The 18,922-nt window shown below is 46.4% G+C and carries 16 protein-coding genes; 12 read left to right on the plus strand and 4 right to left on the minus strand.

What is annotated here, in order from left to right:
* Positions 1–50: 50 nt before the first annotated feature.
* From prpC to MHO32_RS16780, 4 genes are all read right to left on the minus strand, one after another.
* The gene (gene prpC / locus MHO32_RS16765) at positions 51–1,193 is read right to left on the minus strand and encodes a bifunctional 2-methylcitrate synthase/citrate synthase (protein ID WP_009702301.1); all 1,143 of its coding nucleotides are present in this window, start codon (positions 1,191–1,193) and stop codon (positions 51–53) included.
* Positions 1,194–1,325: 132 nt separating this feature from the next.
* On the minus strand, positions 1,326–2,222 hold the full coding sequence (gene prpB, locus MHO32_RS16770; RefSeq protein WP_138942354.1) for a methylisocitrate lyase: 897 nt from the start codon (positions 2,220–2,222) through the stop codon (positions 1,326–1,328).
* Positions 2,223–2,332: 110 nt separating this feature from the next.
* The gene (locus MHO32_RS16775) at positions 2,333–3,085 is read right to left on the minus strand and encodes a GntR family transcriptional regulator (RefSeq protein ID WP_049536121.1); all 753 of its coding nucleotides are present in this window, start codon (positions 3,083–3,085) and stop codon (positions 2,333–2,335) included.
* A 277-nt stretch (positions 3,086–3,362) separates the two neighbouring features.
* On the minus strand, positions 3,363–4,253 hold the full coding sequence (locus tag MHO32_RS16780; protein ID WP_005426534.1) for a hypothetical protein: 891 nt from the start codon (positions 4,251–4,253) through the stop codon (positions 3,363–3,365).
* Positions 4,254–4,387: 134 nt separating this feature from the next.
* Here MHO32_RS16780 and MHO32_RS16785 point away from each other — a divergent pair, with 134 nt between their 5' ends.
* The 12 genes from MHO32_RS16785 (at position 4,388) to tssH (ending at position 18,912) form a co-directional block, all read left to right on the plus strand.
* Positions 4,388–6,370 carry a type VI secretion system Vgr family protein gene (locus MHO32_RS16785; RefSeq protein WP_239213064.1) on the plus strand — a complete coding sequence of 661 codons (1,983 nt, stop codon included), beginning with the start codon at positions 4,388–4,390 and terminating at the stop codon, positions 6,368–6,370.
* Complete coding sequence (locus MHO32_RS16790; protein WP_239213066.1) at positions 6,370–6,978, plus strand: DUF6931 family protein; 609 nt, start codon at positions 6,370–6,372, stop codon at positions 6,976–6,978. The genes MHO32_RS16785 and MHO32_RS16790 overlap by 1 nt, the downstream gene beginning before the upstream one ends.
* Positions 6,975–7,277, plus strand: coding sequence for a PAAR domain-containing protein (locus MHO32_RS16795; RefSeq protein ID WP_005426629.1), 303 nt, complete (start codon positions 6,975–6,977; stop codon positions 7,275–7,277). The genes MHO32_RS16790 and MHO32_RS16795 overlap by 4 nt, the downstream gene beginning before the upstream one ends.
* A 201-nt stretch (positions 7,278–7,478) precedes the next feature.
* Positions 7,479–8,948, plus strand: coding sequence for a type VI secretion system protein TssA (locus tag MHO32_RS16800; RefSeq protein ID WP_239213068.1), 1,470 nt, complete (start codon positions 7,479–7,481; stop codon positions 8,946–8,948).
* 33 nt (positions 8,949–8,981) lie between these two features.
* On the plus strand, positions 8,982–9,503 hold the full coding sequence (locus tag MHO32_RS16805; protein WP_005426582.1) for a type VI secretion system tube protein Hcp: 522 nt from the start codon (positions 8,982–8,984) through the stop codon (positions 9,501–9,503).
* A gap of 20 nt (positions 9,504–9,523) precedes the next feature.
* Positions 9,524–10,027 carry a type VI secretion system contractile sheath small subunit gene (gene tssB, locus MHO32_RS16810; protein ID WP_239213071.1) on the plus strand — a complete coding sequence of 168 codons (504 nt, stop codon included), beginning with the start codon at positions 9,524–9,526 and terminating at the stop codon, positions 10,025–10,027.
* Positions 10,027–11,505, plus strand: a complete 1,479-nt coding sequence (gene tssC / locus MHO32_RS16815; RefSeq protein WP_005426542.1) for a type VI secretion system contractile sheath large subunit — start codon at positions 10,027–10,029, stop codon at positions 11,503–11,505. Before tssB ends, tssC begins: the two co-directional genes overlap by 1 nt.
* A 231-nt stretch (positions 11,506–11,736) precedes the next feature.
* Complete coding sequence (locus MHO32_RS16820) at positions 11,737–13,131, plus strand: type VI secretion system contractile sheath domain-containing protein (RefSeq protein WP_239213073.1); 1,395 nt, start codon at positions 11,737–11,739, stop codon at positions 13,129–13,131.
* The gene (gene tssE / locus MHO32_RS16825) at positions 13,131–13,553 is read left to right on the plus strand and encodes a type VI secretion system baseplate subunit TssE (protein WP_005451929.1); all 423 of its coding nucleotides are present in this window, start codon (positions 13,131–13,133) and stop codon (positions 13,551–13,553) included. Before MHO32_RS16820 ends, tssE begins: the two co-directional genes overlap by 1 nt.
* Positions 13,546–15,297: a type VI secretion system baseplate subunit TssF gene (tssF, locus tag MHO32_RS16830; protein ID WP_239213075.1), complete on the plus strand. Its 1,752-nt coding sequence runs from the start codon at positions 13,546–13,548 to the stop codon at positions 15,295–15,297. Before tssE ends, tssF begins: the two co-directional genes overlap by 8 nt.
* Before the next feature lie 12 nt (positions 15,298–15,309).
* Entirely contained in the window at positions 15,310–16,248 is a 939-nt protein-coding gene (locus MHO32_RS16835; protein WP_239213077.1) for a type VI secretion system baseplate subunit TssG, read from the plus strand.
* 57 nt (positions 16,249–16,305) lie between these two features.
* Entirely contained in the window at positions 16,306–18,912 is a 2,607-nt protein-coding gene (tssH, locus tag MHO32_RS16840) for a type VI secretion system ATPase TssH (protein WP_239213079.1), read from the plus strand.
* Positions 18,913–18,922: the final 10 nt, after the last annotated feature.

Consider the following 18,922-nt stretch of genomic DNA (forward strand, 5'->3'; position numbering starts at 1 on the left):
CGCCCCTTGTGAATGCCATCAAGGCAAAGCTCACAAAGAGGCGTCACGCGCTAGCGTTGTTCGATTGGCACCCAGTCTTGATGATCCGGTCCGGTATAATCCGCACTTGGGCGAATGATTCGGTTGTTCGCACGTTGTTCATACACGTGCGCCGCCCAACCTGTCAGTCGGCTCATCACAAAGATTGGCGTAAACAATTTGGTTGGAATATCCATGAAGTGGTAAGCCGAAGCATGGAAGAAGTCAGCATTACAGAACAGACCTTTCTCGCGCTTCATTACGGATTCCACACGCTCAGAAACCGCGTAAAGATGTGTGTCACCCACCTCATTCGATAACGCTTCTGACCAACGCTTGATCAGTGCATTACGAGGGTCACTTTCACGATAGATCGCATGACCAAAGCCCATGATTTTGTCTTTGTTCTCTAGCATCTGCAGAATGTTGGCTTCTGCTTCATCTGGCGTTTGCCAATCTTGAATCATCTCCATCGCCGCTTCGTTTGCACCGCCATGAAGTGGACCACGCAACGTACCGATAGCAGCCGTAATACAAGAATGAAGATCAGAAAGCGTAGAAGCACACACGCGCGCCGCAAATGTTGAGGCATTAAACTCATGCTCTGCATAAAGAATCAAAGAACAGTGCATCACCTTTTTGTGCGTTTCGCTTGGTGCTTTATCAGTAAGCAGTTTCAGGAAGTAGCCGCCGATGCAGTCTTCGCTGTTATCGTGTGTTTTGATTCGTACGCCATCGTGGCTGAAGCGATACCAGTAACAGATGATCGCAGGGAAAAGCGCCAGCATTCGCTCAGTAGCATGGAGCTGTTGCTCAAAGTCCATTTCTTGCTCTAAGTTACCCAGCATAGAGCAACCTGTGCGCATGACATCCATCGGATGAGCATCAGCAGGAATCAGCTCTAACGCTTGCTTAAGCTCCGCTGGTAAGCCACGCAAGCTCAATAGATGTGTCTTGTAGGCGTCTAGCTCTTGTTGATTAGGTAAGTGACCGCGTAACAGCAAATGCGCGACTTCTTCAAATTGAGCATGATTTGCCAAGTCCGTAATATCGTAACCACGATACGTTAGACCCGTCCCCGTTTTACCGACAGTGCATAAAGCTGTGCTTCCAGCGCTTTGACCGCGTAGACCTGCGCCACCTATCTCAGCTTTCTTTTCTACAGAATGAGGCATTGTTGAACTCCTTTTCTGTCTGACTTGGCTCTCTTAATGGGCTCTTTTGAATCAGACAATTTTCACGTTATTGGATTAGAGATTCCGTTTATCTATCTTTTTCTTGGGCTTCCGTTTGTTTCTTTGTTGACCTTATTTACCCTCCGAAAACAGCTTGTCTAACTTATTCTCGTAGTCGTGGTAATTAAGGTGCTCATACAGCTCTTTTCGTGTCTGCATTGAATCAAGCAACGCTTCTTGGTTGCCAACTTCAAGCAAGTGTTTGTAAACCATCTCAGCCGCTTTGTTCATCGCACGGAATGCACTCAATGGGTACAAAACCATGTCCACTTTGGATTGGGCTAGCTCTTCACAGCCGTATAACGGCGTTTGTCCAAATTCAGTAATGTTGGCAAGAATTGGAACGTGCTTCCCTGTCGCGTCTTCAAGCGCTGCCGAGAACTGCTGATATTGGTCTAGCTGATTCATGGCTTCTGGGAAGATCATGTCTGCGCCAGCTTCCACACATGCAATCGCACGTTCAATCGCACTGTCCATGCCTTCCACCGCCAACGCATCAGTGCGAGCCATAATGACAAAGCTCTCGTCAGTACGTGCATCCACCGCCGCTTTCACTCGGTCGACCATTTCTTGTTGGCTAACAATCGCTTTGTTTGGGCGATGACCACAACGCTTCTGCGCCACTTGGTCTTCCATGTGCACTGCCGCCGCACCCGCTTTTTCCATCGCTTTGATAGTGCGTGCAATGTTAAAAGCCCCCCCAAAACCGGTATCGATATCAACCAATAACGGCAAATCACACGCGTTGGTGATGCGGTCCACATCCACCAAAACATCGTTCAATGTCGTAATGCCAAGATCTGGTAAACCGTAAGATGCATTGGCGATGCCGCCACCCGACAAATAGATAGCTTGGTGACCCAAGTTTTTCGCCATCATGGCGCAGTATGGGTTAATGGTGCCGACGATCTGCAGCGGATTGTTTTGCTCAATGGCGAGTCTGAACTTCGCCCCCGGAGATAAGCTCATGACAATTTCCTTCTAGTCTTGTTTTACCCTTCATACTTGAAGCTGCAGCTTTGTTAACTGCGCCAATTCACCGGATCGCCGGCCGCCAAAATTACATAGCGCACCTATGCTCATAGGGCTGAATTGTCTTGTTGCCGCGCCGCAACTCCAATTATTTTGGGTAAAGTTTTGGAATCTGAAATCTGTAATTCGATAAGTTTTCGGCTGCCTGAGATGTGCCTTCTCATCAGCATTTCTGCCAGCTCTTCATCACGGTTGCGAATCGCTTGCAGAATGAATTTGTGTTCGTTGAGTGCTTCGTTAGGGCGGGATTGCGCACGTGGTGATTGGTAACGATACATGCGCAACAAGTGATACAGCTCATCGCAAAGCAAAGAGATAAGCTTGCTGTTTCGGCTCGCTTGAATGATTCGATAGTGGAAGTCGAAGTCACCATGCTGGTGGAAGTAAGACGATCCTTCAACTTCGTCGATATGTTTGGAATGTGTCGACAATAGCATTTCCAAACTGAGCAACTCTTCTTGAGTGATATAGCGAGCCGCTAGCCTTGCCGCCATGCCCTCTAATGCTTCGCGGACGGAATACAATTCGATGAGTTTTTCTGGAGAGAAAGTGATAACACGAGCACCAACATGCGGAATGCGCTCAATCAAACCAAGTCCTTCAAGGCGCATCATGGCTTCACGTAAAGGACCTCTACTCACTTGATATTTCTTGGCTAATTCAGGCTCTGAGATTTTACTACCCGGTTCAATTTCACCACTCACAATCGCTTCCACTAACGATTCGGTCAGCGATTCAGATTTAGTGTGCTCTTTTTCAGAGACAATCACTTTATGACGAGTTTTCAATTCTGTATTCATATTTAAGGCACTCGTATTTAGAAATCAAAGTGTCAACAATTTGTTAACTTGAATATAAAATAGACGATCAGATTGTCGACAATCAAGCAAATTGTCGACAATTTAGACTAAGGTATAGTGTTATTGAGTGATTTTTGAACGGATAAATAGGTTAATTAATAAGATTAGATCGTGATTGTCGACAATAAAAACTCATTAAATTCAGCAAGTAAAAAGAATTAGGGAGCACAACAGCTCCCTACTTGGGTTTAATTTGCTAACGAACGGTCAGATTTGCCTAGTTGACCAGCTTGTAGGTTAAGTCTTTTTCATCCAACAAACCGGATTCAACGAGGTTTCTCTCCAACATCATATCTTGCAGTTGTTTCAGCGAATTGATGTTGCCGTAACTGCGGCGGATCTGGTCAAACGCCTCTTCCAGCTGCGGTAAGTTTTGTGCATTCATCTGATCAGTAGTCGCTTCAGAAGCCGCCAAGAACCACTCCACATCCTTGGTGATTTCTTGCACTTGAATCAGGCTTTCACGCAATTTCGCTTGGTAGTGCTCCACCTCTTTGATAGCAGAAAAGAACTCCGTCCAAGCTTGCATGTTATCGATAGCCGATGTGGAAGACATGGTGGTTTTGTTGAGTTTCACACGGGATTCATTGATCGCCTCTTTAAGCTTAAATAAACGCAAACTGAGCTCATCAGAACGCTTTGGTAACAGCTTCACCTCGTACTTCACGAGTTTACGAATCGCATGAATGTGTTCATCACGCTTACGCGCAGAAAGCGCCAAGAACTCGTGATCGACTTTTCCTACCGAGTTGGTTTTAAGTTGCTTGCGAGCAGATTCAATTTTTTTGTTAAGAAGAGATTTAACGCCTTTCTTTGAACCCTCTTCCCACGCTTTGCGAGAAGCGGCTTTTAACGCTGCGCCACCTGCGACTTCCAACAGAGCTGCCCCCTCTTTCGAGCCGGGAAATGGAATCATCCCGATACCAGTCCTTACCCCTTTTTGCGCAATATCCATCGCGACCATTTTCTTGTCACGTTTTACCCAGTTCTTGGCAGATTGGTATTTATTACCGAACTTTCTCGCCCAACTTTTGTGATATGACTTACTGTCCTTTTCTACATTTTGCAAAAATTCTTTCGCCATCTTTTTTGCATTTTGACTCGCCATAAAGAACTCCTTTTCTTTTAATAAATCGAATAGCGAATAAGATCTAATACTGCTATTTTTTGAGTAATTTGATTAATAATAGTATTTATATTTCAAATTTTTATTATTGAAAAGTTCAAGCATAAGGATATGCAATGGCTGATAAATACAGCAGTTCGGCTAGTTTGATGTCTGCAAAAGACTCAAGTAATCAAGAACATATCATAAGTAATGCAACAATAAAGCAAGCCTTGTCAGAGCCCTTTGAAATCAAAGCGATGCTGGTATCCAGTGGCTTTGACATGCAAGATCAACTAGGTCAGTTCCTTACTATAAACCGTTATTTCAACGAATCTGGCAGCAATACACTCAATCGTTCCTACAATGGAGTTGTGACATTGATCCAACATTTAGGAATGGATTCTAATTTGCAGAATCACCAATACGAAATAACGCTTAAACCTTGGTTTTGGTTATTAAAACACACACATTCGTTCCGGGTTTATCAAAATCAATCCACACAAGAAATTGTCAGTGATATTTTCGATAACGCAGGTTTCAAAGGTAACTATAAAATATCCAGCATGCCTTCGACCAAGCGTGAATATTGTTTGCAATATAACGAATCGGATTTTGACTTCGTTTCTCGCCTGCTCGCTGAAGAAGGCGTCCATTATTATTTTGAGCATGCGAGTGGTTCACACACTATGATTTTGCAAGATGCTCAAACTCCATTTGATAAAGCCAGCACTGCAAAATTTGATATGAAGGAAACGCCGACAGGCTCACTTCCTTTGCTTGAAGATTGGTGCCCTACCGTTGCTTTTCATGGCGCGAGTGTCAAGCTATCAAGCTACGATTATTCGCAGACAAAACTCATCTCCAGCGGCAGTAAAACCTCCAGTAATACCATTGCCAACAACACTAAACTCGCCAACACGCGTTACCCAACTTTAGGCATCAGCGGTGATATGACGGATCTCTCAAGCAATCTTGCCAAACGTCGAATCGAGTATGTTGAGCAGGATTACCAAAGTGTCATTGCCAGCGCAAAACATGATCTCTTCGAGCTCGGTACTTACTTCTCGCTCTCAAGCCATCTAGACAAAGATCAACTTGGTGACTTTTCGGTCATTAGCATGGAAGTGGAATACACTGAAAATGCACAGAGCAGCACCAGACTGAAAGTGATCCCAAAAGATACTCCTCACTACCCTCAACCTCGCTCAAAACAAGTGGTTCAGGGCTTACAAAGCGCAGTCGTTGCCGGCTCAACCGCGGGTGATATTAATCAGGACGAACAAGGTCGTGTGCGTATTCAGTTCCAATGGGATACAGACGCAAGCGGTGACAAAACCAGTTGCTATGTTCGTGTTGCACAGATGCTTGCGGGAAGTGGTTACGGTGCTCAATTTGTGCCGCGTGCCGGACAAGAAGTGCTGGTCTCTTTCATCGATGGCGATCCAGATAGACCTATCATCACGGGCAGCGTTTACAACAGCAAAAATGCCCCGCCTTATGCCGAAGCCAATACAACAAAGTCTGGCATCAAAACTCAACTTTCTGGACAGAGTAACGAGCTCTACTTCGATGATAAAAAAGACAATGAACTGCTGTACCTTCATGCAGCCAAAGACCTGACGCAAGAAGTTGAAAACAACCAAACCGAAACCATCAAGGGCGAATTTAGCCAGACGGTCACCAAAGCGGTATCAGTGTCGACAGAAGACAACTACTCGCTGAACGTAACCAAAGCACTTAGCGAAAAAGCCAAGTCGATTTCGATTGAAGCTGACGATTCTATCGAGCTCAAAGTTGGCTCAAGCAAAATAACCCTGTCCTCATCATCCATTGCCATTGAAGCAACCAATATCGACATCAAAGCGAGCAGCGCACTGAATTTGGAAGGGACCAATGTCACCAGCAAAGCCACTTCGGCCAACAAAGTTTCTGGCACCACGACCGCTCTTGAAGCAACCAGTTCAAACAATATTTCTGGCTTGAGTATTTCCATCAAAGCGGACACCACGCTTTCTGCTGAAGGCTCTTTGAGTGCCGAGTTCAAATCGGGTCTCAAAGCGACATTTGATGGCGGTGTAATGGGTGAAGTAAAAGGCGCAATTGTAAAGGTTAACTAATGAAATATAAGAAGATTCCATACCAAACGGCAGAGCAAATACTACCGAGATTCAAAGCCAGTGACGAGGCTAAAGCGCTACTCAACGAAGAAACCAGCATCAACGATGCAATTCAATCACTCACAGACAAAGAGCTCTACAACGATCTCGTTCAGTTTTTGACGCACGCTCTACCCGTCCGGGAGGCAATCTGGTGGGGAGCGTTGTGTTTAAATCAACGCAATGAGGAATGGTCACCCCTTCAAAAACAAAGTGTCGAAACGTGTATGGCTTGGGTGCGTTCACCCTCCGAAGAATTGCGCCGCAAAGCCGAACATCTCTCTCATCGATTGGAACTGAATTGCGGCCCATCTTGGCTTGCTCAAGCGGTATTTTGGAATGGTTCGGGCAGCATCGTTGCACCAGATATTCCACCCGTCATGCCTGATCCATTTTTGTATGCCAAAGCGACTGCGGGAGCGATCAATCACGCAGCCGCCCTTCCTGAATGGGACAAGACGAAACCTTACTATCAAGCCGCAATCGCCATGGCTTTGGATATCGCTGCAGGCGGTCAAGGCACTTCAGATAGCCAATCACAAACTGCAGTACAAGGAGAAGTACGATGACATTACCTGCTGCTCGTATCACTGACATGCATGTTTGCCCAATGCAGACACCTGCAACGCCACCGATCCCCCATGTGGGAGGTCCGGTCACCGGTCCCGGGGCACCTACTGTGTTGATCGGTAGCTTACCGGCCGCGACAGTAAGTGACGTTTGCGTGTGCGTTGGAACCCCGGATTCTATCGCGATGGGAAGCACGACCGTGCTATTAAGCAATAAGCCTGCCGCCCGAATGGGAGACACCACTTCTCATGGTGGCAGTATTGTTGCCGGTATGCCCACAGTGCTTATAGGGGGATAAAACCTCTTTATAAATCAGGACATTATATTGATAGGTGTATTCCTCCGACCAATTTTTTGGATCGACATCTTAGTTTTTATTAAATAGTTAATTTTTATCGGCTATTTAGGAAAATCCTCACTAGACTGAAGTTTACAAACTATGAAACCAGAGGAACGGAATTATCTCTGGCTTAATAAAACAATAATTCATGGATTGAATATGGTTGATATTGATAGTCTTTTGGCACCGATCACAGATGGATCGCCGAGTGGCGTCTATCTAAAACTCGATAGAAGTGCCTATCGAGCACTGAGAAACAGTTACAATGCGGCGCAATCGTCATTTCGCCAGTTGGTGGAAACGCCCGAAGCATCCAGTGATGAATCCTTACTTGAGAGTAATGATGAAAACTGGACGCAACTGCGTACCGCGACATTTCACGCTCTCACCCAGTCAAGCAAAGACTTGGAGTTACTAGGTTGGTATATCACCAGTCAGTTGTTCACCGACGCACCCTATCGAAATCTTGCCGACGCAACGCAAGTTCTTCTAAGCACCGTGGAGCAGTTTTGGGACTCGCTCAATCCATTCCTTCCTGAAGACAAACTAAAAAGCGCTGAAGAGTCTGGCATAGCGAGAGAACGTGCTGAGTTCCGTATGAAGCCTTTGCTACAGCTTGTTGGCGAAACTCATGATACCACTGCCCTGTATATGCCTTTGCAGTTAATCGGCTTGATTGATGACATCACTTTTGCCGATTACCTACGTGCAGAGCGCAACGGTTCGCTTGGCGAAATCAAAACTAAAGCGCAAAACCTTTTCAGCGCAGACACGCAAGACATCTTAATGGATCTGGCACAAACGTATCAGAATCTTGATGCTATAGAACAAGCCATCGCGAAGCATTGCCAACCAATTAACGCTACGCCAGTAAGTTTCAAATTCATCAAAGAAAACATCGCTGAACTGATAAATGCGATTCGTTACCTCACCGAAGATAATTTTTCCAAGTGGCCGTTAGACGAAAAATTTAGGCTGTTAAAAGATGAACAACAAGCCGCTGAATTAGAACTACCAAACGTAAGCGCTGTAGAGCCGACTGATAATATATTGGAATCAGTTGCTCAAACAACGGGTCAAGCGAGTAAAGAAACAAGCCAGACGTCTTCTACTCAGCAAATCGATTCTTTGCCCCCCACTTCGACCACACAGACTCAACCCCTTATCCAAACGCCTTCCGTTAGCATCGATGCTCAAGTACAAAATCGCGACCACGCCTTTCATGAACTTAGAAAGCTCGCCGACTACTTCAAACAAACCGAGCCACACAGCCCTGTTCCGTTCTTGCTAGAGCGCGCAATTCGTTGGGGTTATCTGAGCTTACCAGAACTACTCCAAGAAATGACTGGTGGCAACAACCAAGTGCTCGACCATATCAATCAACTCACAGGAATGGACAATTTAGAACAAACCATTCTGAAGAGAATTCCTGAACCACAATCAGTGCCAGAGTCGGTTCCGACCGTACCACCTGCGACTGAGGTTCAAACTGCCTCTAATGAGGAGTCTCAAAGTGCAACGTCAATTGAAACAACAACGTCAGAGCAAAGCGACACTCCAAATACAACCAACCAACCAGAAGTAAAAACTACTCAATCGTCGAGCGGTATTACCGATTTCGAGTGGTGAAGCAAAAAATGCTAAAAAGCAAAGGAGAACCCAATGGCTTCTATTTACATGAGAATTGATGGCACCACACCAAAAGGTGCTGCAACGGTAGAAAAGATCGGTGGCAAGGATGGATTTTTTGCTATTGATACAGTGAACTGGAGTGCCGTTCGTGGCGTTGGCATTGACGTCGGTAACGCGAACAACGCAGACCAAGGCATGGTCGCGCTAGGTGAAGTGAACATCTCTCGGGGCTGTGATGGTGCAACGCCATACTTAACGACTTTCCTTTACGCGCCAGGTGGTGAAGGCAAAACCATCGAAATCGTGATGACTAAGCCAAACCGTGAAGGTTCTGGTGCAGATCCATACCTAATCCTGACACTAAGTGCTGCGCGTATGTCGAGCTACAACATGGGCGCGTCGGATGGTCACCTACCAAATGAATCATTCAGCCTCACTTACACCGAGATTTCGAAAGCGTACTACATCGAAGGCGAAGGCGGCAAAATCGAGAAAGGTCCTGAAGTGGGCTTTGATGCGACGACAGCGAAAGTTACTTCGACAGCTTCTTAATGGAATAAGGAGATACCATTATGGCACTGAACTCCCAACACAAGCGAGTGAGCAAAAACCGTGTAAGTATTACTTACGATGTCGAGACGAATGGCGCAGTAGAAACCAAAGAACTCCCTTTTGTGGTGGGAGTTGTCGGTGATTACTCCGGTCACAAGCAAGACAAAGAAGACGTGGAAGATCGCACCTTCTATAACGTCGATAAAGACAACTTCGACACTGTCATGAAACGCGTTGGTCCTGAATTATCACTCAAAGTGGACAACGTTTTAGTTAATGACAACAGCCAAATCGAAGCGAGTCTGAAGTTTTCATCAATGAAAGATTTCGAGCCTGAAGCCATCGTTGAGCAAGTTGAACCGCTCAAGAAGCTTGTTGAGACTCGTAACCAACTAAAAGTACTGCTTTCAAAAGCGGACCGTTCTCGTGATCTAGAGAAGCTACTCAAGGAAGTTCTGCAAAGTGCAGACACTATCAACGCCCTTTCCGATGAGCTAGGCATCCAGAAAGAAGGAGCAGAATAATGACGACGGAAGTTGAAAACCAACCACAAGCAGAAGCGGCTGAAGCTTCGTTGAGCTTTCTGGATCGTGCAATCGAAGCGACCACACAAACGCCAGCGGACACGACGAAAGAACTGTTCTCAGTGTTGGCAGAGCAAGCGCTAAGCGGCACAGTAACCTGGGACAAGAACGTCACTAAAACGATTGAAAACGCCATCGTAGAGATCGACAAAAAGCTTTCTAAACAGCTATCGAAAGTCATGCAAGAAAATGACTTCCAAAAGCTAGAAGGTTCATGGCGTGGTCTGCAAAAACTGGTTAAAGAGAGCGACCTAGGACGTTCACTGAAAATCAAAATGGTCGACTACACCAAAGACGAGCTGCTTGATCAGTTTGAAGATGCGCCTGCCATCGACCGTAGCCCACTGTTTAACGCGGTATACCAAGGCGAATACGGCACAGCAGGTGGTGAACCATACGGCACCTTCATCGGTGATTACGAGTTCAGCGCAAAAGATGAAGACGTCGCCCTACTACGCTACATGGGTGAAGTAGCCGCTGCGTGTCACGCTCCGTTCATTGCCGCAGCAAACGCAGAAATGTTTGAGTTCAATGACTTCACTACCTTCGAAGAAGGCAAACCTGTCGCGGCTGGTTTTGATTCTCCAGCTTATGCAGCATGGAACTCGTTCCGTGAAAGTGACGACGCGCGCTACGTAACTCTAACACTACCTCGCACACTAGCTCGCCTTCCTTACGGTGAGAAAGGTCTTGGCACCAAACTGTTTAGCTACGAAGAGTTAAACACTGACCAAGATGGCAACCCGAATCCGTCAAGCAATGATGAGCTGGTTTGGTCAAATGCCGCTTACGAGTTAGGTCTGAAAATGACGCAAGCGTTCACTGCGTACGGTTGGTGTACAGCGATTCGCGGTCTGGATAACGGTGGTAAAGTAGAAAACCTACCAAATCTAACTTACAAGACCGAAGCTGGCGACTTGGTTCAGCAATGTCCAACAGAAGTGAACCTAACCGACGAACGCGAGAAAGAGTTAAGTGACCTAGGCTTCTTACCACTGGTTCACTACAAGAACTCAAACTACGGCGTGTTCATTGGCGGTCAAACAACACAGCAACCGAAGACGTACACAGATCCAGATGCAACAGCAAACGCTGCAATTTCCGCGCGTCTTCCTTACATCATGGCAAGTGGTCGCATCGCTCACTACTTGAAAGTCATGGGTCGCGACAAGCTAGGTTCAAACCTAGAAGCGCCAGACATTCAACGTGAACTTCAACTGTGGATCGATCAATACACCAACGCAGGTGCAATTGGTAATGATCAACGAGCGAAAACACCATTGGCGGAGTCTCGCATTGAAGTGGTTGAACAACCGGGTAAACCGGGCGCGTATTCAGCCGTTGCTCACCTAAGACCTTGGCTACAACTTGAAGAACTGACTACGTCGGTTCGCATGGTAGCGAAGATCCCAGGTTAATACCGATCACAGTAAGTAAGTGGTCAGAGTTAGCGCAGGAATAACGCTTGAGAACAAGGCTAAAATTTTCGGTAAGTAGTTATTCTACAGCCAAAATTTTAAACGAAGTTATCGAGTGTTATAACCAGCTAGAATGACCAGTTATTTACTACGATTGGTATACGCATGATAAAGCTTGGTCGAAGTAGGATGCTTCGACCAAGCCAATTCGATTTAGGTCACAAGGATAGTATGAGTAAGATTTATCACTCAGGTTGGCAGACCCAATTTACACAGCTAGACGATAAAGACAGCGACTTTTTACAAGAGGCGCTCTCTTTACTGTCTCAAGTGTCTCGCTCCGCGCTAGACCATCCCGATGCGCTTATTACTCATATTTCGCGCCTAATTGCAGAGATTGACAATAAGCTCTCGAAACAGATGGATACATTACTGCATCATCCAGAATTTGAGGCACTGCAAACCAATTGGCTAGGGCTTCAAGGCTTAGCCACCCTACCCGTAAACTACCAACGCACTCAACTCAAGCTACTCAATATGAGTTGGGAAGAAGTGTCTTCCGACGTCAATCAAGCCTACAGCACCAAAACGTCCGAGTTATACAACAAGATCGGCAACCAAGAGTTAAACACCTTGGGCGGACATCCATTCGGTTGCTTGTTATTCACACAGCCAGTAGCAGCAGATATGAATTTCGAATCTGACTACGATGATCTGTTCACCGTCGAACTGTTAAGCCGCTTGGGAGAAGCCACGTTATGCCCAATGCTATTTGCTCCTAATCGCGATTTCTTTGTCGAATCTGGTGCTGATTGGCTGTCTGATATCAACCGAATCGAAAAGATCCTTGCCAGCCCTGATTACCAATCGTGGCAGTCTTTACGCAGTAAGTCCTCTGCGCGTTTTGTCGGTTTAGTGATGCCAGAAATGTGTATGCGTACACGTTATCAAAACGCCAAAGTGGGATTCATCTACAATGAGAAACAAAACGGACTTTGGGGCAATGCGGGCTTTGCGTTTGTATCCACCATTATGCGAGAGCATCAACGGGTGAGTTGGTTTGGCTTCTTGAAATCTCGTTGGAACGACAACAACCAAGGTGCCGTGGTCAATCAAAGCCAAAGCGATAGCCATTTTCTGATTCAACCACAAACCAAAGTGACCTTGTTTGGGCAACTGTCGACCTTCTACAGTCGAAGTGGTTTTATCCCTCTTACTAAGAGCCCTTTGAGCGATAAGTTTTACTTCAATGGTAACAATTCGATTTGGCACAACAGCGAGTCTGATAACGAGAAAGTCCTCACTCAAATCCAAACCTCGTTGATGTCTTGCCGTATTGCACATTATCTCAAAGTACAAGTACGCGAAATGATCGGTAGCTTCAAAACAGCTGCTGAGTGTGAGTTGTTCCTCTCCCAATGGGTTGAAAAATTCTCTAGTAACGTTGCGTACGCCAATGAAGAAACCCTATCAAAATACCCATTGAGTTTTGCAAAGATCAGCGTGTGCGACTCTGACCATCATCCGGGCAATTTCGTCTGTACATTGCGTATCGTCCCGCAGTATCAATACGACCATTTCAGTGGCGAAGTGGTGCTGACAACAGAATTGGATGAGGTGGCGTAATGAGTTTTTGGCGTACCTTTGTGCAAACAGCCCCTACGACTCGTCGAGATGATATCGAGGACATCAAGTATCACCTGACTCGTCTGTTCGATTCGGAGGCGTCACTGATGAGCATTGACGATCGGTTAACCGAAGTGCAGCGCTCTAACTACCGTTTTGGCATCGAGGATGTGCACCTGTTGAGTGCCAGTCTCGACCACCAGCAATTAGCCCTCAAACTAGAAAACTACATTCGACATTTCGAGCCTCGTCTTAGCCAAGTCATGGTTGAACTTGTTGAACGTAAAGCGGGAGAAAACACCATCGCTTTCAATATCGTCGCCAAAGCCAAAACGGCACAGGGCGAAAAAGAGCTGATTTTTGATTCCAAGATTTCATTAAGCGACATGACCACCGATATGAAGGAGGATTTGTATGAGTGATCCTCTACTGCGTTATTACGAGCAAGAACTGACTTTTGTTCGCCGTGCCCTCGGTCAATTTGGTTCTGAACATCCAGAACACGCACAACGCCTCAATATTCATCAGGGACAAATCGAAGACCCAAGTTTGGCTCGCTTATTGGATGGCGTGGCACTACTGAATGCCAACGTTGAAAAACGTCTATCTGAGCAAATCCCTGAAGTTGTCGAAGGATTACTTGGCGTACTCTACCCAAGTTACATTCAAACGGTACCAAGTGTGGCGTATCTAGAAATGAGCACAGATGCGCCTTCCACTGACAGCACGACCCTTCCAAAAGGCACACGCTTTTCTTCCGAATCGCAAGGCAAAACATGTTTGTTCACCACAACGGATGAACTCAAAACTACACCATTTGCACTGATTGACACCAAGGCAAGCAGCGCGCCCTTTGACTTCAATCGCCCTCAAGGCAGTGAACAAGCTACCGCCGTTATTCAACTCACCCTGTCTACTGGCGATGATGATGTGCATTTAAATCAATTAGCGTTAGAAGATCTCGACTTCTTCGTTCAAGGTTTCGAGAACAATGCGGATTCCTTGGTTGAACTGCTGCTCAGTGAAGCGCGAGCGATATCGATTTCGGACATCAATGGTGAGAATCACGCTGTCTTGGCGGCGAGCCAGTTAAAGAGCCGAATCAGCGATAAGCAGTTTCAGTTTCTGCCACAAAAAGGCAATCAATTTTCTGGCTACCATTTGATGAACGAATTTTTCTTCTTCAAAGAGAAACGTCAGTTCTTCCGTCTTAAAGGCTTTGGTGAAGCGTGTCAGCAACATGATTGCTCCACTGTGGTATTAAACCTGTTCATGCACTCTTTGCCGATGGAGTTTATCCGTCTTTTCGATAACCAAGTTTTTAAGCTCAATGTGGTGCCTGCGGTGAACTTATTCGAACAAACAGGCGAACCAACCAGCTATGACCAACGCAGCCTGACCATTCCCGTTAATGCCGATGCCCATACCGATAATGAAATTCAAGTGGTCGACATTTTGGATGTGTTTGAGATTACATCGAGCGGTCAAAAACTGCTGACACCACTGTTTAAAGACAGTTACCAAAGCGACCCACATTGTGATTACTGGCAAAGCCGAAAAGATTCCACAGGTGAACTGCGATTGGCGATCAGCCTGAACGCCAACCAAGAACTCGAATTCAACAAACTCTATGGCACTCGCCTTCTTTGTACCAATAGCAAACAAGCATGCACCATCAATGGTGAGATGACATGTTTAGAGCCGATCGATTTACCCGGCGATTTTCATTCGCTCTACCCGCCTTCAGCTCCGATAGAACGCGAATCTGATGCCAATATGCACTGGCAATTTATCGGGCTACTGAACAGTAACTTCTCGTCTTTGCTGCACTCTGAAGATCCGACTCAGCAGCTTAAGCAAATGCTGCAATTGTGTAGCCGCAATCAGTTAGTAAGCGATGAAATTCAGATGATTCAGTCAGTAAAAGTGCGCTCACAAGTTTCATCAATGCGTATTCTAGGCAAGAACGTCTTCTCTCCGGGCACAGAGATTGAAATCACTCTCGATACGTCTGGCAACTATCTGACTTTCACCGATGTATTGAATCGCTTCTTCCAACAGTTCTGTAGTTTTGATCGCTACATTCAGCTCACAATTCGTCTTTATGGCAAAGATGGCATTGCGAGGCGTTACCCAAAAATCCACGGGAGCCAACGCTCGATGTAGCGTGGAAGATAGATGATGTCGATGTCACTGATTAACGATTTAAAAGCGAACCCACATGAGTATGACTTTGCTCAAGCAATGCGATTGCTGATGCAAATGGCAAAACAGTCTGGGCACAAGCTGAAGTTAGAGCTTAAAGCGGAAGCCATGCCTCATGGTGATGCCGACGATATTCAATACTTCTCGTTCAGTGACCACAGCGCCAAGGTTCGCATTGCTCAGCAAGCACTATCTGGCGCACAAGGGGTTATCCCAAACTACATCTATGAGGAATTGTTGTTTGCACTGCATAACGACGATCACGCACTCAAGGACTTTTTAGACGTATTCAATCAACGCCATTTTGAACTTGCCGCGCAGCTAGAACTCGCTCCTCACCTCTTGGTGCAGAAAGAGCTAGCAAAAGAAAAAACCGACCTACTCAAACAACTGGCGAACCTGAAACACGAACACGGCGCGCTGTTCCAGTATTCGCTGTTGTTCGCTCAAGGGCATCGTAACTTAGAAACGTTGGAGCACATCCTTAACGACTACTTCCCTTACCAAATCGATGTGTCGACTAAAAGCCATGAACGTCGTCAGTTACCCGCGAGTTCTCTTACCCGTTTAGGACAGAGAGATGACTATAACAGCGGGATCGGGCAAGGCTTCCTCATTGGCAAAACATGCATGACTTACAACCAACATTTGGTGGTTAGTATCCAGCCTGCCAACCGCAAAGAGCTGCATCAAATTCATAGAGATACTCAGTTGGCGAGCCACATGCGCCAACTCATTCAACATTATTTACGAGACGCCACGCCGATTTCTATTTATCTCAACGTTAAGCGTGCGTATCTCGAAAAACCAAGGCTGTCTGCTCAACCAGATCAAGCCGCGAAATTGGGTGAAGTGGACTGCCTCGCCCCAGAACGTAAACCTACAGAACGGATTCGAATTCTTCTGAAATAGCTAGGTAGACACCGCGACGACAAAGAAGGTTATCGCGCAAAAGACAAGGATAAGGTTATGACACAAGTAACGCTGACAAATTTAGTCGCCAAGTTATCGCCAGAGCTAAAACGCGCATTGGAAGCTTCTGCGGGTGCAGCTATGAACCAAGGCGTTGCAGCCATTGAGCCGGAACATTGGCTGCTCACGCTCTTGAATCAGCAAGACACGCACTTAAAAACTCTGATTGAAACTCAGAAGATCAACCAAGATCAACTTGCGAGTGAACTGGCGAATCGCATCGAGCGCTTACCAAAAGTGCAAGACAGCCAACCAACGCTCAGCCATGCACTGACTGAACTTCTAAAAGACGCTTGGATGATTGCCTCCGTTAACTATGGACATGGTGAAATCATCAGCTTGCATCTCGTTCAAGCGCTGTTGCAGCAGAACATCATGGGCGTATCGAGCAACAATCTCGAATCACTACAGAACGTGTCGACCGAGTCCCTGCAAGGTTTAATCAACAAAACGCCAGTGAAGCGAGCAACGCAACAAAGCACAGGTGAAGCAAGTTCAGCCGCAAACACCGCAAGCGCGAACGACGCATTAAGCAAGTACACCATCAACCTGACTCAACAAGCAATTGAAGGCAATATCGACCCGATTTCTGGGCGTAATTCTGAAGTGAGAAAAGCCATCGACATTCTTTGTCGTAAACGCCAAAACAACCCTATTTTCGTTGGTGAGCCAGGCGTGGGTAAAACCGCTGTCGTTGAAGGCTTAGCGCTGAGAATCGCAGCAGATGAAGTGCCAAGTGCTCTGCAAGGTGTTCAACTCCATTCGCTTGATTTGGGGCTTTTACAAGCAGGCGCAAGCGTCAAAGGCGAATTTGAAAACCGCCTTAAAGACGTCATCAATGAAGTTAAAAACAGCGATGTGCCAATCATTGTATTTATTGATGAAGCACATACGCTGATCGGCGCTGGCGGTGCAGCAGGACAAAATGATGCTGCCAACTTATTGAAACCCGCCCTTGCACGTGGTGAGTTCAAAACCATTGCCGCAACAACATGGGCAGAATACAAAAAGTACTTCGAGAAAGATCCTGCTTTGACCCGCCGTTTCCAAGTCGTCACGGTAGAAGAGCCAAATGCAGAAGATGCCAAACAAATGCTGCGAGGCATTGCAGCTTCATTGCAAAAGCACCACGGCGCGTTTATTACAGAATCCGCGATTGATGCCGCGGTTAACCTATCTATTCGCTACTTACCTTCTCGCCAATTGCCAGATAAAGCGATCAGCTTGCTCGATACCGCTAGTGCGCGTATTGCATTAACCCAAGGTGCAAAACCAGAAGTGATTGAAGCATTGGAGCAAACCATTCGTTATCAACAGAACGAGCAATCTGCCTTAGAGAAAGAGTTTGATTTGTTTGGCACAGGCGCAGAAGAGATCGCCGAATTGAAGCAAGAAATCACCACCAATCAATCTCAATTAGCGGACTACCAAACGCGTTGGGAACAAGAGATTACATTGGTTGATGAGATTAAAGCGCTTCAACAAAGCATCACAGAAAGTGAAACGCCGGACGATACTCAGCAAAGCCAGTTGAATGCCCTTCTCGACCAATTGCACGAGCTTCAAGGTGAAGAACCGTTAGTTAATGCGATGGTGGATGACGCGACCATCGCTCAAGTCATTTCCGGTTGGACAGGCATTCCTGTCGGCAGCATGATGAGTGATGAAATAGCTCGCCTATTGTCACTAGAATCAGAGCTGGATAAACGCGTTATCGGTCAAAACGTGGCGAAGCAAGAACTGGCAAAAGCGATTCGAATCTCACGCGCTGGCTTAACAGATAATCGCAAGCCCATCGGTGTGTTCTTGATGTGCGGTCCAAGTGGTGTCGGTAAAACGGAAACCGCCATGGCGCTCGCCGAGCAACTTTACGGAGGCAGCAATGATCTCACGGTTATCAACATGACCGAGTTTAAAGAAGAACACAAAATCTCAATGTTACTTGGCTCGCCTGCCGGCTATGTTGGCTTTGGTGAAGGTGGCGTGTTAACCGAGGCGATTCGCCGCAATCCCTACTCTGTCTTGCTTTTGGATGAGATGGAAAAAGCGCATCCGGGCGTCCATGACCTCTTCTATCAAATCTTCGATAAAGGACACATCAAAGACAGTGAAGGTCGCACGGTAGATTTCAAAAACACCTTAATCATCATGACTTCTAACGCCGCTGACCAAGCGATTTGCGATGTGTGTGATGAAAACGCCGAACGGATCAGCAACGATGAACTGCTTGAAGCGATTCGTCCCGATCTACAACGCTACTTCAAACCTGCGTTCCTTGGACGTACTACCATCGTGCCTTATTACCCACTCAACGATGATGAGTTGGCGAAGATCACCGAAATCGCGCTAAATCGCATTCGCAAAAAGCTGGCAGAACAGTATCAAGCGAGCTTTACGTGGGATGCAGGTTTTGTGGATTTGGTTGTCAGCAAAAACACCGACCCTACGACAGGTGGTCGCGCGGTTGAGCAAATCATTAACCGCTCTTTGATGCCGAAGCTCGCAGAAGAATGCATCGCGCGCCTAAGTACACAGCAACCGATTAGCCAAGTGACGGTCACCGCAGCGTCTACGCCACAGGGCTTTGAACTGGATATTCAGTAGTAACGAATCA

It is taken from the genome of Vibrio sp. MMH1-50 (assembly GCF_022347645.1).
Classification (GTDB): domain Bacteria; phylum Pseudomonadota; class Gammaproteobacteria; order Enterobacterales; family Vibrionaceae; genus Vibrio; species Vibrio harveyi.